Consider the following 20,115-nt stretch of genomic DNA (forward strand, 5'->3'; position numbering starts at 1 on the left):
GTGCTGCAGTCTCTCTTATTCTAACTAAGCCTTAAGCTGCTTCATCTTCATTTTTCTTTCTCTTACTAACTACAAACATTGCAGCTCCTAGTACTACTACAACTCCGCCAACTCCTAAAAGTACATTTGAATCAATTGTTGATCCTGTCTTAGGAAGACTTGATATTGCAGTTCCTGAGGTTGGTACTGATGGATTTGTTGTACCTGTTCCACCATTATTGGTGCCTCCATTGTTTGCAGGTGCTGTTCCAGCTACTAGTGGTTTAGCATCATTTACTACTAAGTGTTTTGATCCTAATGCTTCAAGTGCGCTTGCTAGGCTGTCTCTTATTGGAATTCCTGTGTCATAAACATTTTGTGCTCCTGTGAAGTCGTATTGATCTCCGCCTGTTATCATGAAGTCATTTGTAACTACTGAGTAGGATTTGTTCATGTCTATTGGGGTTCCATCTTCTAAGAACATTGCAGTGATTCTATTTCCTGCTTTAGCGTCTTTATCGTAGTATACTTTTATTCCTGATACTTGAACCCAGCCTACGCTAGTGTTCATTATACCATTTTCTATTACTCTCTTTAGATCTGAGCCTTTAAGATTTAGCTTAACTAAAGTGTTGTCAAATGGCATTACTTCGTATAGAGTACCCATTGTTATCTTTCCTGCTGCTATTGGGGTTCTTAGGCCTCCGCCATTTGTTATACCTATTTGAACTCCTACTGCCTTTCTCATAACATCAGTTACCCATTGACCAAGTAAAGATGTGCCTTCTGCATATCTATCATGAGTTAATTCTGTATCTGTATAACCTTCTAATTTTTCAAGCTTTGGTTGAAGCTCTGCATAGTACTTAGTATAAGTAGCTTGTGCAGTTGTATCTGGAACAATCTTTGCTTTTCTTTGATATACATTATCTAGGTTTGGTGTTATGCTCTTTAGCTTTCCTGTATTCTTATCTATAACTATTGAAAGATCAGCTAAAGATCTTCCTGCATAGTAAGCTTGAACTACTGGCTTGTTATTTACATAGCCGCTTACTGGATTGTGAGAATGTGCAGTTATTACAGCATCTAGGCTGTCAACATTGCATAAACCTGTATCTACTACTTCTCCAGTAATATTTCCCTTTGCGTCTTGTGAAGAGCCTATATGAGTAAGTGCTATAACCACATCTGCTTTTCCTTCTGGAAGGCTTCCGCTCTTTAACTTATCTGCCCATACTTTTGCTGATGTAGCCGGATCTCTAAATTCAAGTCCTGCAACGATCTCAGGTTTAGTCTTAAATGCTGTTTCTTGTGTTGTAAGTCCTACAAAGCCTATCTTTACACCATCTACTGTAACCATCTTATATGGTTTTGCCCAGGATACTGGTTGACCTGTCTTTTTATCATAGATATTTGAAGCTAGGAAATCAAAGTTTCCGTCTTTAGCCCAAGGTGCTATCTTATCGATACCCCAGTCAAATTCATGGTTTCCTACTGCTGAAGCTACTATACCAAGTTGTTTCAACATTGCAGAAACAGGTTCTCCATAAGTAAGGTTAGACATTGCACTTCCTTGATAAATATCCCCCCCTGAAACAACTACTGTGTTTGGATTTGCAGCTTTATATTCATTTATAGCAGCTACAAACTTAGACATTCCAAGGTTCTTTCCGCTAGCACTTGTGTCTTCTGCTAAGTTTCCATGGAAGTCATTGAAGGAAACTACATCTATTATCTTATCACCATTTGGATTCATAGCTTTGTTTACATCATCCATAGTGATTGCCTTACCGTTGTATTGTGCAAGAGCTATAGCACCGTTATTTATATACTTAACTGCTAAGTTTCTTTCATAAGTGTTAAAATTGTAACCTGTTAAGCTCCAATTATTATCACACTCTGGAGTTATGGTTCCTCCTTTAACATTTTGAATATAACTTCCTATAAGATCTCTTATTCTTCCATCACCTAGACCATTTGTCTTTTCTGACTGACCGATGATTACTGGCAAGCTGTCACCTGCTGAATAAACAGTACCTGGTTTTGTAAGCTGAGTACTTGCTCTATAGTTATTTACAGTCATATATAATACTTCTGAGTCACCTATTGCAGTACCATCAGCTTTAGTTAAATTAACTATTCTGCTGCCTGGCTCCTTTGATATATCTATTTTATATTTAACTCCATAGAACATATCATAGTTATAACCTGGTATTGCTGCATTAAAGGAAACAGTTAAGTCTCCTGGCTTAACGGTATTGTAGTAGTTTGCTGACCACTCCATATACTTTTTAAGCTGTGTACCAGTTATTTTTAATACATATAAAGTATTGTCAAACTGATAGATGTTCGCAGTATCACATTTCTTTATTTGACCTTCTGTTATATTTTGAACATCTTTAAACATAGCTGCTGCAGATACATCTATTTTGTGTCCTGCAACCTTTTCCCCATAGTACATCTGAACTTTATTTATTAAATCAATCATAGCTGTTGGTTTAAGTTTAGCTTCACTTATTCCTTTAACTTCATCCTTAGGTGATAAATCTCCACCCTTTAAGGTTCCTATTGGTGTGTTAGCATCATCAATTGCTATCTTATGATAAGATTGAAGTGCTGCAGTTAAGTCTGCATCAGGCTGATAAGTTACTGCTGTTTTAGTCGCCATATCGTATATTGCAGTGGTTATATCAGCACCCTTGTTTGCAATAACATACTTTCCATCAGCATTCTTTGTAACATTTATATTTATCTGTGAAAGACTCTTATCCCACTTATTAGGTTCTACTATTACAGTTCCCTTTTGCTTAGCTTCGTTGTAAGCATCCACAGTTGAAGCCTTTGTGCTGCCATCTTGTAAAGTTGCTGTAACTGTGCCATTACTATTTAAAGTATATATTGCATTGTTATAATAATAATCTCCAGCAATTCTTGAGTGATAGTGACCTGCTATAAAGGCATCTATTTCAGGACACTGAGAAAGGACATCTATTACTCCTGATCCTGGCTCATTGTATTCTCCTGTTTCCCCCATATGCTCTGAAGCAATTATTACATCAACATTTTGCTTTTTAAGTTCTGCTATTGCATTCTTTGTTTCAATTATTGGATTAGTTACCTTGTAACCTTCTAGATTAACTGAATCCCATCTAGTTATATTTGGAGTTACCATACCTATAATTCCAATCTTAACTCCACTTCTTTCAACTATTGTATAAGGTGCCGCAAGTCTTGAACCATCTTGATTGTAAACATTGCCGCAAAGGGTTTTTCCTTTGAACTTACTCATAACATTTTTCAATGCTGGAACTCCGTAATTAAATTCGTGATTTCCATAAGTTAAAGTATCATAACCCATAATATTCATTGCTTCTATCATAGGATTTGATGAACCATTGATAAATAGGCTTTCTGAATTGTCTTGAATTGTGTCTCCATTGTCTATAAGAATAGTATTGTTAGGATTTTGGCTTCTAAGCTGCTTTACTGCAGTATAAACTTGAGCTAAACTACCTGTAGTATCCGCTGCGTTTATCGCATAATCATAAGGTAAAAATCTTCCATGACTATCTGATGTGGCAAGGATCTGTAGTGTTAGCTTATCGTTACCTGTGGCTAAAAGCTGACTTTTTTCAGTTGTACTTATAGCTTGTTCACTTTTGTTAGTGGTGTCTGCCATGACATTTATTGGACCGATCATACTAAAGGTCATGACTGTTGACAATGCCAGTGTAATAAATCCCTTAACTTTCCTGATAGAATTTAACATTTTCTCCCCCTACTTTTCCTAGTTTCTGAATATCCAATTAGTGGACATCCTAATCTAGTATATTTAGAACTTGGTTACAAAATTCATATTATACTTTCCACCTTTGACTTTCCTTCCAAATTATGTTAAATACTATTAATTATTCTTAATACATTTTTGTTAAAACGTTAAGAAAGCGATTACATATTTATCATTATTATTATTTTGTTACAAGAAAAAAATAATAATACTATATTTTAAAAGATTTGGTGCTGTTAAAGCACCCCGTTGAAATTAAGTGGTTATACATCCGATGCTTTAATGAGCCTTTGCAAAGAATTAATATGAATTTTTTAATATTCAAAGTATAGATTTAATAACTATATATAATATCTTTACGTATATAAATATATTAAGAAATGGAGGTTTTAAAATTGAAGAAGCTTATTGCACTAGCCCTGTGCTCTCTAATTTGCCTGTCATTAGCAGGTTGCAAAGCTACAAGTTTAGATAAAACAAAATTAGATGCTAATTCTAGCAACAATGACAGTTTAATTAAAGAAGCTGTCTCCAAATACTATCTAACCCAAGACCCAAAAAATAAAGGCGAATTAAAAATCTATAATACAAAATCCTTTAAGGATAAATATTTGGTATTAGCAGAAAAATACTCGGGAGATGGACATAGATCTACTGATCTATTTTTATTAGATATGAAACATAATATTGAAGCCTGGACCACTGGAGTAACGCCTATAAGTATGTGCTTTAGCATAAACAAAACCGAATACGATGGAAGTACAATACTATTTGGAACCTTCAACAACACTAAATGGGATCCAAAAGAAGATAAGAAAATTCCTGTTCAGCTTAATAAGCTTGATATAAAGTTCTCTGATGGCCAAAGCTTAAAAGAAAATATATCAAATGAAAGCGGATATATAGTTATTTCAAATTCCACTTCAAAGGTTGAACAATTTAATCTCTATAATGATAAAAATGAATTACAAAGTAATTTAGATGAAATGAATGAAATTAATGAAACAAAATTTAATGCTTTCAAAATTAAATAACATACAAACAAGGAGCATACATAGATTTGTGTAAATCAAATGTGTGTATGCTCCCAATAACTTTGTTTATTGGTCTTTAATCTCAATCCTAATAGTCCCATTTGTTTTTCTTCATATCAACATGATTCTCATCTTTAAAGGATACACCTTCTTCTAATAGCAGAAATCGTTGTTCCTGCCACCCAGGTGCTAACCTTCCAGCATGATTTACCACACGATGACACGGGTACCCACCATAAAGTTCTGCTTGGCTAAGGACCTTCCCAACAAGTCGTGCATTTTTGTCTCTACCAATAAGCCCGGCAATTTGTCCATAGGTAGCTACTTTTCCTTCTGGGATTTCTTCCACAACGGAGAGTATTTCATAAATTAATTGTTCATTCATAACCTTTTTCATATATTCACCTGTGTATAAATCCTTACTTGGAGATATTGTTAGATTTTCGCATAATATTTAATGTCCTGTTTTGGTATAATACTAGCAAAACATAAACAGCGTGTCACCTCAAATCATTATTTTTATCCATTATTACTCCTTCTAATAAATACTTTTCTTTTATCCTCTTCTACTAATTTCATCTGTTATTAATGCTTTAGAAATATACATCGCTTTTATTATTTTCTTAAGGCGGGTGTGCTGAGAGGTGCCTTCAGTAACTTTTAGCACTGCTTTTTCACATTTACTGATAACTGAAGATACTGGTGGTAATGCTTCTATCAATTCTTCTTTTGTATATTTGTCAGTTATTTCCTCATCTGTTATCAATGCTTTTGAAATATATAGCGCTTTTATCCTATTCTTAAGTAGTGAGTGTTGTGAAGTACCCTCTGCAAATTTGGGCTGCATTTTTTCACAGTTACTAATAGTCGAAACTATAACTTGTAGTGCCTCTTTCAATTCTTCTCTTGTATACTTTTCCATATAACTTAACCTCCAAAAATCTAATCTCACTTCTATTTAAAAATATATGTTTTCATTATGCCTTAACCATACATCATCAACCAACAATCCTTTAGTTCTCCCTCGTGTAATTCGTGTTTTGGAAGCAATTTTATTTTTATAAATCCACTTTTTTCATAGCATTTAATTGCTCTTTCGTTCCAAGATTGTGGGTCTAATAATATTTTCTGAACTCTTTTTTCAGATGTTAAATAATTTGTAATTAGTTCCATTAGCATTTTCCCTATGCCTTGTCCCCAATAATTAGTTTCTCCGATAAATTGGTCTGTGCCATAAATCTCGCCTTTAAGATTTTCAAATCCATACTCATAGCACTCTTCTTCGCTAATAGCGTAAAATTGTATATAACCTATCGGTATTTCAAAATATTCAATTATACATCTTGTTTTATTACTACCATTATAAAATTTTGTTTCTATCATACTCTCATTATATATATTGTTTCTTCCACCATAATATTTGAGAACTCAACTATCAGAAAGCCATTTTACCAATAAGGGTTTGTCTGCATATTCCAAACTACGAATAAGCAAATTACCTTTTTTACAAAATATCATTAATTTTCTCCTTCCAATCCTTATGCTACATAGAACAAGCGACAATATCCTTTTCTTAAATTATAAATCAATATTGACTATAATTCTAATTCCATTATTTCGTTGCTCATTGAAAATTCCTCTCACTCATAGAAAGTTACTGTTCTATGGCTTGTCCAAACAAGTAATTCATCATTTTGCGTTCTACTAAATGGCAATATATAAATAGCAATGTGCTTTTCCATCTTTCGTATATTTACTAGGAACGGAACTTTCATAATCCTTGGTAAAGGTTCTTTTTATTTCACCTGATTTTTGCTCAGCCCATACTTTTTCCCAAGCTTTTCTTGCACATACACCTATATCTCCGTTTTCGTCTTTTTCAACATATTTTTTGTATAATCCTTTACTTACTGCTAATTCTATATCTTGAAAGAAGTCAACTGATACAGCCATTATGCTAAGGTCATAATCTCCACTCTCATCACTAGAATAGTTACTATATCTTGAAACAGGAGAAATACCTTGTTGAAATGTATGCTCACTATCAAAAAGAATAGGAAGTTTTCCACTTGAAATATCATCCCAAATTTCATCAATTTTTTTCATTCCTTCTTCAGAATTATTGGTTCTTATTGTTACTTCTTTTAATTTATAAGCCATAATTTCACTCACCTTTCTTATAAAAATAATTATCTATTCAATCTCTCATTCAAATTACTATTTATACTACTAAACCTTAAATTAGGATTTGACAACTTCCCGTTTTGCTCATAATGAACGAAGCTCACATTACAATTTCCTTGCCTTAATGCAAAAAGAAATCGGAAGCATCTTTGCCTTTTTAGTTTTGTCGCTAACATCTCGAACTGCTTCCATTGTTTCATTATCAGATTGCTCAACCATTTGTTCAACAACAAATCCTGCTTTTGCTAAAGCGTTGATATATGTTGATATTTTTCGATTACATAATATTATTTCACTTCCATCAACTGGCATAGTAAAATATGATTCATCAAAATAGCTTTTACTAAAAATCAAGGTGTCATTTTCTATAACATCTTTGCGTTGGTTACATGACCAAGCCACGCAGTAATTCAACGTATGATGCCAACTGAATATAAATATACCGTCTTTTTTCAGATAAGATGCTATCTTATTGAATATACCTTGTAGATTTGTGGTCCAACCGATCCCGTATATGGAATAAACGAAGTCAAAATAATTTGTTGGGATATCCATATCTGCTTCCATAGGTGAGCAAATAAATTTTGCTGTATACCCATGCTCTTTCAAGTAAGCATCAGCATTTTCTATTTGCTTATGGGAAATGTCTATTCCCCACAATTCAGAGGCATTTTTATCAGCGTGATATTTTAAAGAGTGACCACTGCCACAACATATTTCCAACAACTTTTTACCTGAAACATCTCCAAACAAATGTAAGTCATCTTCTGTCACAAATTTAACTCCGTATTCTGGTAGTGCTGTGGTACCAAACCATAAATCTGCATTTGAGTCCCAATATGTCTTATTGGTTTTTAATATTTCATCCCTGTCCATAAAATGTACTCCTTCCTATGATATTAATTATTTTCAGATTTCAAGTGCCTCACAAATTATAATTTATAATACTTAAATTTAAATTGGAATTTATTTAGCTTAACATACTATATATTATTATTGCTTGTTGTATCTCTAGTAAATATTTTTTGAAAGAATATCCAACAAAATACTTACTTTCTATTACATCCTTAGAAACTTCTTCTCCTCTATAAAAAGGAGGACAAGGATTTAATATTGCATTTTTATTTGCATTCTCCATTATTTCTAATGTAACTTGGTGTTCAGAGAAATCTTTTAATATGTTAGCGCCTAACGAATCCGTGCAAATAATATCTTTACCAACAATAGCACTTTTTAAGTCAATTATATGATTAACACCAGGTATTTTATATCCACTTGGACTACTTTGTGTTAATGAAAAATCCATTAGTTCAGATGCTTCTTTCCATGCTAATCCAATATTTCCGCTTGCACCTACAAATAGATAATTTTCTTTGGTAAGGTCCCTCCTTATTTTGGATAAACCATACATATCAGCTAACATCTCACAAGGATGATTTATATCTGTCATAGCATTGATTACTGGAAAATCAGCATACCTTATTATTTCATCAATAACAGAAATATCTTTGTAGCGTATAATTAAACCATCAGTCCAATTATTTAAATATCCTATGACATCTTCAATTTTTTCTTTCTTATCCAATGCTGAAGGTGGAAATAATATAGTTTGCCCCCCCAATAAATATATTCCTTTTTCAAACGTAATTCTTGTTCTAATGCTTGAATCTGGAAAGAACATAACTATTGTCTTACCTTTTAAAAAGTCCTTATACTTTCCGCTTTGTAATTCATCAGCAATATGGAATATTCTTTGAACATCATCTCTACTATATTCTCTTAGCCTAACTAAACTCTTCATAAGTTATCACCTCCAAATCATCTACAAATTACTATTTGTCTGCTTTGTGTTATTCTTATAATGCCTAATTTATATATTTAGTTTTTTCATTACTACATTGATTTAATAACTTTTTCATTTCTCTTCTTGTATGAATAACCCAAAACGGTTTATCGGGATACTTGTTATGTAAATCCGTTATAACATGTCTACGTGTTTTGGAGAAACTCCATAAACCCTTACAAAAACGCAAAAATGCCTTATCAAATTTTTCTTCAAGATATTCGGGTGTGTCAGAGCGCTTTTTACCGTTTCTTAATAATACACTGGCCAAACATATAAAACGATTTATATCAAGAAATATGACTAAGTCCGCCGCTTTAAATCTTAGCTCCATTGTGTTAGTATGATTACCATCTATTATCCATCTTTCCTTTGATGTAAGCTCCATTACTTTCTTAATCCATTCTTCTTTCGTTGGTTGTTCCCAATTAGGAAGCCAATACTCAACATCAAGATGAATGAGTGGTAAACCTGCAATAACAGACAATTTTTTAGATAAAAAGCTTTTCCCGCTACCATTATTGCCAACAATGATGATGCGATTGTATTTATACGTATCCAATAATATCACTTCCTAGAAAGCAAATAATCAAAAATTCAAATTATTAATTATCTTAATATAATCTTAAAACCTTCATAACTTCTTTGCAAAGTTTTTCCAATATTTGTTCCATATTCTCCATCTTCATTTCTCACGTTTTACCTGTTCTGATTTAAAAATTGGAATTTGTTGCACTCCACATTATACTTATAACGTTCTCAAAATACCAAATTCATTTAGCAAATTCTGAAACCTACATTTTTCATGTTCCATCACAGGAAAAAGAGGATTATATAAACAATGTTGCAAAACATCTGCATCTTTTAATACCTCATCAAATGCAGAATGAATAGTTGCCTTTGAACTGTGGTTACGAATAGCCGAACATATCAAATCTGTTTCATTATCAGTTGTCAGTGACAACTCCTCAAGAATTTGACGTGCCAAAACTGCACCGTGTTCAGCATGATTTTCAGTATTCATGGTCTTATATGAATGTAAATCATGTAACATACCAACCATGGTTGCCAACTCAACATCTTGATTTCTTTTGAGAGCAATCATTGCACATGCCTGAGAAACTCCATATAAATGGAGGTAACCACATCTTCTTTCTTCAGTGTCTCTCATATTTATTAGAATTTCATCAATATATTTTCGAAGTTTTTCAATGCGATTACCCATATCTTCAGTACGTCCATTATGTAAATACTTTTGAATTTTTTCAATATGGTTTTCCATATCTTCACCTACCCATTTTATAATAATCTTCAGTTCGCATTTGTTAAACGAATCACTTATAAACTAATATTTATATTACTCAATATTAAATTGAAATTTATCTATTTTTGAGTTTATATAATTTACTTCTTTATCTTATGTGCCGTAATAATTGTATAACTGTAAGCATTTACCGTTACTTCACAATCATCTATATCTACATACCAGTTTTTGCCCCTTCTGATTATCAAAGCATCTGGATGTTGAATTTTATTTTTACACCATCTAATAACATCATCCACGTCTAAGGAAAGATTTCTCTTAATTCTAACAACTCCTAAATCAGTTGTATGTAGCTTACCTAAGTTTAAAACAAGCTCACTTCCATCATCCATTTTTGTCAACCTGTATCAACCTTTCAAATTTATCATTTATATTAATAAACATTAAATTGGGACTTACTGATTAAGTCCACTCTTTAAGTAATGTGTTATTATATTTTCTTAACAATCCAGAACATTCTATTAAACTGTTCATATTCTGGATAATAGATTTCTTCATATTGTTTTATATGAAATTTTCTTTCAAAGAACTTTACCCATTGATCTGTTGATAAATATAGATTTAGCTTTACCACTTCCTTTTAAGAACCTTTCCACTTCGCTAATTAGAACTTCTGCATCATCAGGATACAAATTATCAATAATATTAGATAAAATCACAGCATCTACATCTAGGTTATCCATTTTCTTCAGCTTATCGATTCCACCTTGTATAAAATGAAATTCCCCTTGCGTCATTTGCTGTACTCTATTTTCTGCAACCTCAATACCTTTTTCTGATAAATCAATTCCAATATCATATTTTGTTCCATTAGCAGCACATAAAAATAGCATAGTACCATTTCCACATCGAAAATCAAGAATTTTTTCTGTGCCATTACAAATCTACTTGATTCCTTTATCAAGGGTTTCATTTCCGGAGGTTGACTCTATAGGTGCATTAGTTACTTCTTTTGAAAAAATATTATTCCATTGATTTATACAGTTATCGTACTTACTATTCATCATTATCTCCTTTTTCCTGGATAATGTAATATATTGTAACTAAAGAAACTCTATCTTCGTTTTTTTCCCTATTTCGAATACCATCCTTTTATGATTTCCATTGTATCATCACTTGGATAGTAGTTGTTGTCAGATTCCTTACTTCCGATTGCAAAAATTGAAAAGCCTAAATTCCATGGCTCATTCTCAAATACAGTCTTATAGGCTTCAAAACAATTAGCTTGTTCTTTATCCTTCCATTTATATGTTAGATATGGATTCCATGGCTCAATAGAAGCTTTATCCTTTGGTGGAAAGCCTAATTCGCCAAAGAAGATTGGTTTATTATACTTTGTATTAAAGCTTTTGATTTCTTGCTTTACATTTTGCTTTCTATTATATCTTTGGGTACTTTGGAGAGCCCTAACTAGGTTGTCCACGGTATTTGTATCCTTATCAGTAAGTTCAAAGTAAGAAGCAATGGAAATGAAATCTAGCTTTGAAAATAGTTTGTTATTAAGCTTCTTGTTATATGCTGCTTTTAAGTTATCTTCAATCTTTTTGGTTGAAGGATCATTCCAATTAGTTGTTACCCACCAGCTTGTTCTATAAGTAACTAAACCTTTGTAATTACTCTTTACAAAATCTATCATTTCACAGAACTGGTCTTCATAATTTTCAATATTGTTGAAGCTCGTACCGATGTTAAAGGACTCAACATGATATGGCACTGCAATATCGTCAATTAAAGGTTTTAATACTTTGATTTTCCAATTATTGAAGAAATCATTGATATTATTAGGCTTCCATTCTGTCTCAACTTTACTGCCATTTGCTATCCATGGATAGGGCTCAAGTATTATATTTATGTTTTTACCTTGCAACTTCTTAATAAGCTTTATTGCCTGTTCTTCGCTATTCTTATCAATTGACATATCACTAGATGAAAGGTCTTTTATAGCTATAACAACAGGAATGTTTAAGGTATTAAGACCTAAGTTATCTATATCGCTAAGCACTGTATCAATTTTATAGTTAGTGACTAAATTACCTGATTTAATTTTTGCTGCAAATTTACTGTCTAATTTTTCGTTTTTCATTTCATGCCATTTATAATCATCAATGCTCATTTTATTAGAATTTATTGGGTAACCATAGTAGTAAACAACATCTAAATCTTTATTTAGTGCTAAAACTTTATAATTTGCGGTATTTTCACTACTTGGATACTTATACTGAATTGTTACAGAATCTCCTGAATTGGCTGGTTGCCGGCTTATATAGTTGCCGTCCGAATCGAGTACTTCAAATTCTGTTACTTGTGGGTCTTTACTTGCAATATATAACACAGATTCATAGCCTTCCTTTGTTTCAATATTGCTGCCACCTAAGGTTGCTACCATATCTTCTTCATGGGGATAGTAATAGGTTGAAGATTTACTTTCGAAAAGAAATCCAACATGTTTAGTAAAAGTAGTCCTATATAATTTTTCCTTAGGATTGTAGTAGATGTGAAGGAAATTATTATCTATCTTTATTTCTTTTAAGAATTTGCTATCAACCTCTATAAAGCTGTTAGCTTTTGAAGCCTGAAGGGGCGTAAATCTTAAACCTGAACTCCACAAGCCTAATATTACTAAGCCAACTAAAATTGATACTATTGATACTCTAAAAACATTTATGGTAACTGGTTTAAGATTGCATTTGTTCTTTAAATGCTTAATTGATGCCAATATCAATATAATTATTAGAACAATTATAATCAATAATAAGACCAAACTTTGCATATAGTATACCTCTTTTTCTCAATGTTTCATAATATGGATAACTTTTTAATATTCCCCCATATCCTTAAGCTTTTTCAATGTTGCTATCCAATCGTGTGATTTACCCTCAAAATTTTCTGGGTTTATTGGATAATGCACATTGTAAAGGTATCCTTTTTCACCGTATCTTCCTTGAACGTTTTCATCCAAATGAACTTCATCTGCACAAACATTAACAACTTCTAAGCATATTAAAACGTGGGTATCCCCATCTTTTATTTCACGTTCCCACAGATAGCGGCATTCAAGATTAAGAAAACATTCTTTGATACGTGGTGCATTTACACTAGATGCTTGTTCAGCAGTAAGTCCCGATAAGGTTATTTCATCGTTATCGAATCCATTATTAGCAATTGTTGCTGTACATTTTTCGTAAATATCAGCGGATGGAAAATTCAACACTACTTCCCCTTTTTCCTTTATAGTTTGATACATGTGTCCAGATTTATTTACACTTGAGAGAATTGCATAAAAGCCACGAGGACTACCATTAAAACATGCCCACGACTGCAAACAAGCATTAGGCTTTCCATTAGATTTATAGGAAGTTACAACAAATAGTGGTGATGGTATCGCAGTCACAAAATCCATCCACGAAAAACCGTAAGCTTCCATATTTCTCATTGACTCTGGAATAACTGAATATTCTTTTTTCATTAAATTTCACTTCCTTTTAATATTTCTCTTGCTATTTGCTCTTTCTGCTCTCTTTCATTAATAATACATATCATAATGTTCCTCAGTGCAAATTACTATTTATACTACTCAACTTAAATTGGAATTTACCCAATTAACGACTCCTTAAAAATTGCCTGCAAAACAGTATAGGGTATGTCTTGATTAAGATAAATCTGCAACATCCCTTTAGGTGTAATCTTATATTGTTCTAATTGTGATTTATGATCAATAATTGCAGTACAATTAATATTAATATGGTCCTTAAAAGGAATAACTCTTACGAATTTATCGTCAACATAAAAGCTCGGTAATTTTGCCCATAATTTTTCTTCTATCCTGCAAGGTACACTTTTTATAATAAGCTCACGCACCTCTGAAAAAAGGTCTTGTATTTCCTCGCTGTATTTTTCAATATAATTTTGAATGTTTTCATTCATATTAACGTTACCCCACAAATTACTATTTATTAATAAACATTAAATTGGAATTAATTATTTTTTAAATGAAATCTAATTTACTTCTTTACCTTATGTGCCGTGATAATTGTATAACTATAAGCATTTACCGTTATTTCGCAATCATCTATATCTACATACCAGTTTTTGCCCCTTCTGATTATAGAAGCATCTGGATTTTGAATTTTATTTCTACACCATCTAACAACATCTTCCACATCTAAAGATATATTTCTCTTAATTCTAACGACTCCTAAATCAGTTGTATGTAGCTTATCTAAGTTTAAAATAAGCTCACTGCTATCATCCATTTTTATCCTCCTGTATCAATCTTAAATTGGAATTTGTTAAGTCACATAGTTATGATCATGCTCTGTATTAAAAATCATCATCAAAAGCCTTAACTTTGTCCCGATTTAGATCATCATTGTAAATGTCAGATTCGTAGTATTTTCCTCCACAAGCTACGGATAAATATTTAGGTATCAGTTCCATGCCCATAAAAGCTGGATAATTATATCCTTCAGAATCTGTTATGCCAAATACCTCAGCTTCCTTGAATCCAAATTGTGGATAGTATTCTGGTCGTCCAAAAAACAATATTGCTCCATATCCTAGCTGTTTTGCCTTATCAATCATGGCGTTTATAAGTGCTGAACCAACACCTTGTCGCTGATATTCAGGCAGTACGCTGATAGGACCAAAATTCAAAACAGGCAAAGTTTTATCAGATGTTTTAACTGTGGCTTCGCTACAAATAATATGACCTACAACAGAGTTATCTACTTCTGCCACCAAGCTTAACGCTAGTATTCCGTCTCGTTTGCGCAGTTCGTGAACCATCCAATGTTCAAATGGACATCCAATTTGCCCACGCTCAACTCTGCCAGGATATGAAAATGCAAGTTTTGTTACTTCTTCCACACGACGATAATCTTTTTCTTGTTCAAGTCTAATAAAAATATCCATTATATCTCTCCTTTGATTGCAGGAGTTACAAAATGATGCCCCCTGATTATGCTGTTTATTTTCATCATTTTATCAATCCTAGATTTCATAAATAAAATTATAATTATAAATATTCTTACCTCGCAGCTATTTATATCTTGGATATTCTGGTAGTAATTCTATTAGCTTTATTGTCTTCCCCTCATTATCAAGTAACATTTCAATATTTTCTGCATCCGTTCCAAGATGCATCATAAATTCTCTACAGGCCCCACAAGACGGTATAACCTTTCCATCCTTATAAACAGAAACTACTTTATCCACTTCATTTTCACCTTGAGTGAGCATTGTTGATAAAGCATTTCTCTCTGCACACATTCCTAAGGAACCGTTTGTATCAATGCATATACCTGTATAGATATTGCCTTTCTTGGTTAATACAGCTGAAGCAACGCTTCCAACCCACATGGTGCTTGAGACTTCATGTGGATTTATAACATTCATAGCTTCTTTATAAAGTTTTTCCCATATTTGTTCCATATTTCCCTCCATAAATTCTCATGTTTCATCTATTTTTATTTACAAATTGGAATTTTTATTATACTAAATGATTTAATTTCACTATAAGTTTTTCTTTCATTTCTTTCATTTCTTTTAATTCTTCTTCAGTAGGTATTTTAATTCTGTTTTATGTACTTTACAAAGAAACACTGTATAACCTTTAAAAAACTGATTGTCACCAATAACTACCTAACCGGTCTCTAATTCTTCAACAAAGTACTTATTTCTTCCTTGTTAATGAAATAAAAAAAGTAGACTAAGCGTCTAACATAAAAACTGGAATAACAAAAATACTTTTAATTATAAAATTGCTTTACATAGATCATTACTTTAAGTTTTTGTTGCTTTTTCACAACTTTCTTTTAAGAATTGAAACATTTACTCATTATCAACAGCTTACTTAAGGCAAAGTTCAGTAAACTTATTGATTAAATAGTTCTGGTCTAATCTTACTATATTATTAGAAATCTCTTTATTTAAAGAACATACAGCGACCTTATAACCTAACTCTATATTAAATACCTTAAAAGTATGTTCTGTATACTTATCATTGCTAACTACTTTAATATTTTCACGCTGATCTAGGTCAAGATAAAAAGACTTTAATGGTATTGATAACCCTTGTCCACAACATTTAATGTAGCTCTCTTTTAAGGTCCATATTTCATAGAACTTATCTAATTGAATTTTTAAGTCTTGACTAATAATATATTCAGACTCCTTTGTTGTAAAAAAGCTTTTAGCTATCTCTTCATATTTAATATCTTTTACCTCTTCAACATCAACTCCTATAGGGCTATCATCAACAGCACATAATACATAATCTCCAGAATGAGATATGTTAAAGTTGATATTCGGATAATCTTTCAAATAAGGTTTTCCATATTGATTTTTGTCAAAGCTTATGTACTTATTGCTAAGCTTTAAGTTTTCAATAACTATCATTCTTATCAATGTTTCCCCAATTATTGCCCTAATCTTATCTTTCTTATTAACAAATCTCTCAATTTTATTCTTTTTTTCTAAATTAATTAGCGAGCATAACTCAGTTAATCTTTCTTCACTAAGATCATAAATTCTCACAGCATATATTTCCATAAATCACCTTAAAGTATTTCTTCCTATCATATTTCTGCAAATAGCATTTTATACATGTTTTTACAATACTGCATTTTATTTAATTATATTTTATCAGTTTACATTTTTCAATTAATATTGTAAATTATAACATTTTTGTGATATTATCAAAAATATGGAGTTTTTACAATAAGAGATATATTTAGGCTATATTTAAGATAAAGACCTTAGATAATAAAACTTTATCTTTAAATGTACCACTAAATAGACCTTGTCCAACTTTAACTCATAACCTTTCAAAATTTCTTATTTAGCCTTTTATTGAGCTCCCCCAGTGCTACTTTATTTCCATCATATTTTAAACATGAAATAGCATCAGCATAGCTCATCCACTTATATTCTGTATGTTCATGTGAAAGCTTCAATTGTTTATCTGTAATTTCAACTCCATAACAATTTTCTGGTATAACATATACATTTTCTCCCCAATGTTTACTGGCTGCAAATTCTTCAGCAGGTATTGAATTAACTGTGTCTAACTTAATGTAAAGCGAATCCATAGAAATCCCTGCTTCTTCCCATGCTTCTCTTTTAGCGGATTCAATTATGGTTTCTCCATCTTCTCCTCCACCAGAAATAGCCTGCCAACAATCAAAATCACTCCTATGAAATATGGCATATTCTATATTTTTATCATTAATATGATAAGGAAATACTAAAACTTGATACGGTGCTCTCATAAACTCCCCTACTTTCTTAAATTAATCACTAATTATTCCATTAAATAATGCAACTATTTCTAACTTTAAATTGAAGTTCATCTATACTTACGATAGTAAAAGTAACTATCACTTTCCATGTTAGGCTGCTTATGTCCTATAGGAGTTCTTCTTTCAAACAATTCAAAACCACACTTCTCAGCAAGTTTACAGGATGCTATATTTGCACAATCAATAGTTAAAATAAGATATTTTATATTTGATACCTTAAAGCACCACTCTACTAATTTATTTACTGCTTCTACTGTATAACCTTTTCTTTGATTTTCTTCTGACATAAAATATGCTATTTCAACTTCATTCAATGTATCTTCAAGTCCCATGCCTACCATACCAATCATCTCATCTGTATCCTTTAAAGCTATTACATATCTTTTATTTTCATAAATATCTATTGAGTCTCTTTTAGCTTGATGCCACTCTATGTAATTAAAATATGCTTGTGGTGAATCTTTGCCTTCTGACCAATCAGGCATAAATCTTATGATATTATTTTGTCTAACTATCCTATAAAGATTTTCAGCATCTTTTCTTTCAAAGGCTCTAATTACTATTTCATCCGTTTCTATTCTCATATCCCTCTTAATCTCCTAATTATCCTCCATAATGGATTTTATAAAATTATACTTTTATAAAACGTAGTTCACATAGCTCTTTACCAACATTAGTTATTTGAAAGGTATTATCATATTAATATTCTACTTATTAAATCTATTCTTAATTAGCCAATCCTTTGCAAAATCAACTGCTTCCTTCATATCAAATAGTCTGCAATCAGCATTACCAACTTTCCCTACTTGTACATCATATTTCTTCTCAAATTCTTTACCAATTAGTTCAAAGCCCTCTATATCATAAGCATAATCCTCGAACCACTTCCAGCATCTCTCTCCATTTTCCAATATTGCAGCACCAAGTCTTTCTTTTGGCATTTCATTTATAAAGGTTTCTGCTAGATGAAAACTTGTGCAAGAATCATAGCCAATTCCTAATAAAAGAACCTTTGTTTTAAGGTTATACATTTTGCCTAGAGGAGATTTTATCCCAAAATGAGGAGTAAGCGGATGATTTTGGGTAATATAGGTTGCAGCCTTTCCATTTGCACTAAATGATCTTTGGGGATGGTTTGAACGTATTGTGTTTGGTACAGTTCTAAATAATTCTGCTATACGTCCCATCCCTCGTGTTGGCGTAACCTCTGGATCAAAGGCTGGCATATTATCATAAATTATTTGTATCCACTCCTTTGGTACAGGTGGATTTTCCCAGCCTGAAGGATCACTCCAATCACCACTTTGAGCTGGCATTACTATTGTTCCATCACTACCTACTGATTCCTTCAAAGCGGTTATTACAGCCTGAGGTCCACCACAAATCCATCCCATGCTGGACATAGAGGAATGAACTAACAATATATCATCTTTATTAACCCCAAGGTTTAAAAAATCTTCATATAAAGTTTTTACAGTGTTTAGGCTCTTTGTTTCCATAATTATATTTTTTTCATTCATTAATAATTTCACCTAATTTCTACATTTCTCACTTTAGCTTTATTTTCATAACTTAAGCTTATATACCTTCCTATTATGCTTAAAGAATGTATTAAAATTTCAAGTCTAATATCCACTACAACTCAATATGCTTGTTCAAAGAGTTAGTTTGAATTGTACTTCTTAAATTTATCAAGTTTCATCCTTCTTTCTAAAATATAGCTATTGCTTTTTATAAATGTATACTGAAACTCTCAAACTCAAAAATACCACTGCCGTGCTTTAACAAATTATTTTTTTCAATATATTCAAAGGCTTCTTTTACTTTTTCAATAGTATCTACTGGAACCTCTAAGGCATTATGTCCTGGTAATATTTTTTGAATATTGTGTAGCTTACTAAGCCTATCTACAGATTTCTTGAAATCAACTGGATTAGTACTAGGATAAAATGCAAAAAGAGTTCCTAAGTAAATTAAATCTCCTGTATATAGATAACCTCTGTCTTCTTCAAAAAGGCAGATATGTCCTGGCGAATGCCCTGGTGTATGTAACACTCTTATCTTTCTACAACCTATATCTATAATGTCATTATCAAACAACAATTTTGTAGGAGTTCCTGTATAAACTTTATATTTATTTATATCAAACTCCTTAGGCGGCATTTTACTAAAAGGTTCTTTAATAACATTATTTTTTATTACATTAATTGGCATAGGTATACCTTTTTCAAGCCATTGAGCTTCACTTACATATACAGAAATGTCATTAAATAAACCATGCCCTCCTATATGGTCCCAATGGACATGAGTAGTAACAACTTTTACTGGCAGATCTGTAAGAAGCTCAACCTCTGCTCTAATATTTCCTATTCCTAGTCCTGTATCTATTAAAAGTGCAGAGGTCTCCCCTATCAAAAGATAGGAATGCATCTTTTCCCAATGACCTTCTTCGCTTATGACATATGTGCTATTATCAATTTTTTCAATAGTAAACCAATCTTTCATTTTTAGTCTCCTAATCGACACACAGTGTTCTCCGATAATATATTGCTTTAATCTGAAACCTATTTTTGAAACTTTGCAAGATTCTGAAAAGAGAATTTAAAAATATAAGTTTTTATCAACATAACTTTTAAAATTTATATAAATATACATTTTTAAATATT

General features: G+C 31.9%; 22 protein-coding genes and 1 pseudogene. 1 reads left to right on the forward strand and 22 read right to left on the reverse strand.

What is annotated here, in order from left to right; genetic code table 11:
• Positions 1 to 31: 31 nt before the first annotated feature.
• Complete coding sequence (locus tag J3477_RS18670; protein WP_206871453.1) at positions 32 to 3,748, reverse strand: 5'-nucleotidase C-terminal domain-containing protein; 3,717 nt, start codon at positions 3,746 to 3,748, stop codon at positions 32 to 34.
• Between the two features lie 413 nt (positions 3,749 to 4,161).
• On the opposite strand from J3477_RS18670, the gene J3477_RS18675 reads away from it, so the two are divergent.
• Positions 4,162 to 4,800 carry a hypothetical protein gene (locus J3477_RS18675; RefSeq protein ID WP_206871454.1) on the forward strand — a complete coding sequence of 213 codons (639 nt, stop codon included), beginning with the start codon at positions 4,162 to 4,164 and terminating at the stop codon, positions 4,798 to 4,800.
• 88 nt (positions 4,801 to 4,888) lie between these two features.
• Here the strand turns inward: J3477_RS18675 and J3477_RS18680 are convergent, their stop codons facing one another.
• The 21 genes and pseudogenes from J3477_RS18680 to J3477_RS18780 form a co-directional block, all read right to left on the reverse strand.
• Positions 4,889 to 5,197: an MGMT family protein gene (locus tag J3477_RS18680; protein ID WP_206871455.1), complete on the reverse strand. Its 309-nt coding sequence runs from the start codon at positions 5,195 to 5,197 to the stop codon at positions 4,889 to 4,891.
• Between the two features lie 159 nt (positions 5,198 to 5,356).
• The gene (locus tag J3477_RS18685) at positions 5,357 to 5,722 is read right to left on the reverse strand and encodes a hypothetical protein (protein ID WP_206871456.1); all 366 of its coding nucleotides are present in this window, start codon (positions 5,720 to 5,722) and stop codon (positions 5,357 to 5,359) included.
• Between the two features lie 62 nt (positions 5,723 to 5,784).
• Positions 5,785 to 6,183, reverse strand: a complete 399-nt coding sequence (locus tag J3477_RS18690; RefSeq protein WP_206871457.1) for a GNAT family N-acetyltransferase — start codon at positions 6,181 to 6,183, stop codon at positions 5,785 to 5,787.
• A 321-nt stretch (positions 6,184 to 6,504) separates the two neighbouring features.
• Positions 6,505 to 6,960, reverse strand: coding sequence for an AraC family transcriptional regulator (locus J3477_RS18695; RefSeq protein ID WP_206871458.1), 456 nt, complete (start codon positions 6,958 to 6,960; stop codon positions 6,505 to 6,507).
• A 129-nt stretch (positions 6,961 to 7,089) separates the two neighbouring features.
• Positions 7,090 to 7,860: a class I SAM-dependent methyltransferase gene (locus J3477_RS18700; RefSeq protein WP_206871459.1), complete on the reverse strand. Its 771-nt coding sequence runs from the start codon at positions 7,858 to 7,860 to the stop codon at positions 7,090 to 7,092.
• A 94-nt stretch (positions 7,861 to 7,954) separates the two neighbouring features.
• The gene (locus tag J3477_RS18705; protein WP_206871460.1) at positions 7,955 to 8,785 is read right to left on the reverse strand and encodes an ornithine carbamoyltransferase; all 831 of its coding nucleotides are present in this window, start codon (positions 8,783 to 8,785) and stop codon (positions 7,955 to 7,957) included.
• A gap of 64 nt (positions 8,786 to 8,849) precedes the next feature.
• Positions 8,850 to 9,389 carry a P-loop NTPase family protein gene (locus tag J3477_RS18710; RefSeq protein WP_206871461.1) on the reverse strand — a complete coding sequence of 180 codons (540 nt, stop codon included), beginning with the start codon at positions 9,387 to 9,389 and terminating at the stop codon, positions 8,850 to 8,852.
• A 186-nt stretch (positions 9,390 to 9,575) separates the two neighbouring features.
• A complete protein-coding gene (locus tag J3477_RS18715; RefSeq protein ID WP_206871462.1) occupies positions 9,576 to 10,109 on the reverse strand; it encodes an HD domain-containing protein in 534 nt (177 codons plus the stop codon).
• 122 nt (positions 10,110 to 10,231) lie between these two features.
• Entirely contained in the window at positions 10,232 to 10,483 is a 252-nt protein-coding gene (locus J3477_RS18720) for a DUF3781 domain-containing protein (RefSeq protein ID WP_206871463.1), read from the reverse strand.
• A 189-nt stretch (positions 10,484 to 10,672) separates the two neighbouring features.
• A complete protein-coding gene (locus tag J3477_RS18725) occupies positions 10,673 to 11,035 on the reverse strand; it encodes a class I SAM-dependent methyltransferase (RefSeq protein WP_228731320.1) in 363 nt (120 codons plus the stop codon).
• Positions 11,036 to 11,223: 188 nt separating this feature from the next.
• Positions 11,224 to 12,219: pseudogene (locus J3477_RS26160) on the reverse strand (glycoside hydrolase family 113); the annotation flags it as partial.
• 747 nt (positions 12,220 to 12,966) lie between these two features.
• On the reverse strand, positions 12,967 to 13,575 hold the full coding sequence (locus J3477_RS18735; RefSeq protein WP_206871466.1) for a flavin reductase family protein: 609 nt from the start codon (positions 13,573 to 13,575) through the stop codon (positions 12,967 to 12,969).
• Positions 13,576 to 13,742: 167 nt separating this feature from the next.
• Positions 13,743 to 14,075, reverse strand: a complete 333-nt coding sequence (locus J3477_RS18740; protein ID WP_206871467.1) for a DUF1801 domain-containing protein — start codon at positions 14,073 to 14,075, stop codon at positions 13,743 to 13,745.
• A 77-nt stretch (positions 14,076 to 14,152) separates the two neighbouring features.
• Positions 14,153 to 14,404, reverse strand: coding sequence for a DUF3781 domain-containing protein (locus J3477_RS18745; protein WP_206871468.1), 252 nt, complete (start codon positions 14,402 to 14,404; stop codon positions 14,153 to 14,155).
• Between the two features lie 67 nt (positions 14,405 to 14,471).
• A complete protein-coding gene (locus tag J3477_RS18750; protein WP_206871469.1) occupies positions 14,472 to 15,062 on the reverse strand; it encodes a GNAT family N-acetyltransferase in 591 nt (196 codons plus the stop codon).
• Between the two features lie 126 nt (positions 15,063 to 15,188).
• A complete protein-coding gene (locus tag J3477_RS18755; RefSeq protein WP_206871470.1) occupies positions 15,189 to 15,581 on the reverse strand; it encodes a cytidine deaminase family protein in 393 nt (130 codons plus the stop codon).
• Positions 15,582 to 15,998: 417 nt separating this feature from the next.
• Positions 15,999 to 16,700 (reverse strand): 4'-phosphopantetheinyl transferase family protein, encoded by a 702-nt coding sequence (locus J3477_RS18760; RefSeq protein WP_206871471.1) that lies wholly within the window; start codon positions 16,698 to 16,700, stop codon positions 15,999 to 16,001.
• Positions 16,701 to 16,975: 275 nt separating this feature from the next.
• A complete protein-coding gene (locus J3477_RS18765; protein ID WP_206871472.1) occupies positions 16,976 to 17,419 on the reverse strand; it encodes an NUDIX hydrolase in 444 nt (147 codons plus the stop codon).
• Positions 17,420 to 17,496: 77 nt separating this feature from the next.
• On the reverse strand, positions 17,497 to 18,033 hold the full coding sequence (locus J3477_RS18770) for a GNAT family N-acetyltransferase (RefSeq protein ID WP_206871473.1): 537 nt from the start codon (positions 18,031 to 18,033) through the stop codon (positions 17,497 to 17,499).
• A gap of 123 nt (positions 18,034 to 18,156) precedes the next feature.
• Positions 18,157 to 18,969 (reverse strand): AAC(3) family N-acetyltransferase, encoded by an 813-nt coding sequence (locus tag J3477_RS18775; protein ID WP_206871474.1) that lies wholly within the window; start codon positions 18,967 to 18,969, stop codon positions 18,157 to 18,159.
• Between the two features lie 211 nt (positions 18,970 to 19,180).
• The gene (locus tag J3477_RS18780) at positions 19,181 to 19,954 is read right to left on the reverse strand and encodes an MBL fold metallo-hydrolase (RefSeq protein ID WP_206871475.1); all 774 of its coding nucleotides are present in this window, start codon (positions 19,952 to 19,954) and stop codon (positions 19,181 to 19,183) included.
• Positions 19,955 to 20,115: the final 161 nt, after the last annotated feature.

This window comes from Clostridium zeae, from assembly GCF_017312485.1.
In the GTDB taxonomy this organism is placed as follows: domain Bacteria; phylum Bacillota; class Clostridia; order Clostridiales; family Clostridiaceae; genus Clostridium_AR; species Clostridium_AR zeae.

What these genes read in the sequence shown, in the direction of transcription:
- J3477_RS18670 (WP_206871453.1), bottom strand. Translation starts at nt 3,748, where the DNA reads ATGTTAAATTCTATCAGGAAAGTTAAGGGATTTATTACACTGGCATTG.
- J3477_RS18680 (WP_206871455.1), bottom strand. Translation starts at nt 5,197, where the DNA reads ATGAAAAAGGTTATGAATGAACAATTAATTTATGAAATACTCTCCGTT.
- J3477_RS18685 (WP_206871456.1), bottom strand. Translation starts at nt 5,722, where the DNA reads ATGGAAAAGTATACAAGAGAAGAATTGAAAGAGGCACTACAAGTTATA.
- J3477_RS18690 (WP_206871457.1), bottom strand. Translation starts at nt 6,183, where the DNA reads ATGATAGAAACAAAATTTTATAATGGTAGTAATAAAACAAGATGTATA.
- J3477_RS18695 (WP_206871458.1), bottom strand. Translation starts at nt 6,960, where the DNA reads ATGGCTTATAAATTAAAAGAAGTAACAATAAGAACCAATAATTCTGAA.
- J3477_RS18700 (WP_206871459.1), bottom strand. Translation starts at nt 7,860, where the DNA reads ATGGACAGGGATGAAATATTAAAAACCAATAAGACATATTGGGACTCA.
- J3477_RS18705 (WP_206871460.1), bottom strand. Translation starts at nt 8,785, where the DNA reads ATGAAGAGTTTAGTTAGGCTAAGAGAATATAGTAGAGATGATGTTCAA.
- J3477_RS18715 (WP_206871462.1), bottom strand. Translation starts at nt 10,109, where the DNA reads ATGGAAAACCATATTGAAAAAATTCAAAAGTATTTACATAATGGACGT.
- J3477_RS18720 (WP_206871463.1), bottom strand. Translation starts at nt 10,483, where the DNA reads ATGGATGATGGAAGTGAGCTTGTTTTAAACTTAGGTAAGCTACATACA.
- J3477_RS18735 (WP_206871466.1), bottom strand. Translation starts at nt 13,575, where the DNA reads ATGGAAGCTTACGGTTTTTCGTGGATGGATTTTGTGACTGCGATACCA.
- J3477_RS18740 (WP_206871467.1), bottom strand. Translation starts at nt 14,075, where the DNA reads ATGAATGAAAACATTCAAAATTATATTGAAAAATACAGCGAGGAAATA.
- J3477_RS18745 (WP_206871468.1), bottom strand. Translation starts at nt 14,404, where the DNA reads ATGGATGATAGCAGTGAGCTTATTTTAAACTTAGATAAGCTACATACA.
- J3477_RS18750 (WP_206871469.1), bottom strand. Translation starts at nt 15,062, where the DNA reads ATGGATATTTTTATTAGACTTGAACAAGAAAAAGATTATCGTCGTGTG.
- J3477_RS18755 (WP_206871470.1), bottom strand. Translation starts at nt 15,581, where the DNA reads ATGGAACAAATATGGGAAAAACTTTATAAAGAAGCTATGAATGTTATA.
- J3477_RS18760 (WP_206871471.1), bottom strand. Translation starts at nt 16,700, where the DNA reads ATGGAAATATATGCTGTGAGAATTTATGATCTTAGTGAAGAAAGATTA.
- J3477_RS18765 (WP_206871472.1), bottom strand. Translation starts at nt 17,419, where the DNA reads ATGAGAGCACCGTATCAAGTTTTAGTATTTCCTTATCATATTAATGAT.
- J3477_RS18770 (WP_206871473.1), bottom strand. Translation starts at nt 18,033, where the DNA reads ATGAGAATAGAAACGGATGAAATAGTAATTAGAGCCTTTGAAAGAAAA.
- J3477_RS18775 (WP_206871474.1), bottom strand. Translation starts at nt 18,969, where the DNA reads ATGAATGAAAAAAATATAATTATGGAAACAAAGAGCCTAAACACTGTA.
- J3477_RS18780 (WP_206871475.1), bottom strand. Translation starts at nt 19,954, where the DNA reads ATGAAAGATTGGTTTACTATTGAAAAAATTGATAATAGCACATATGTC.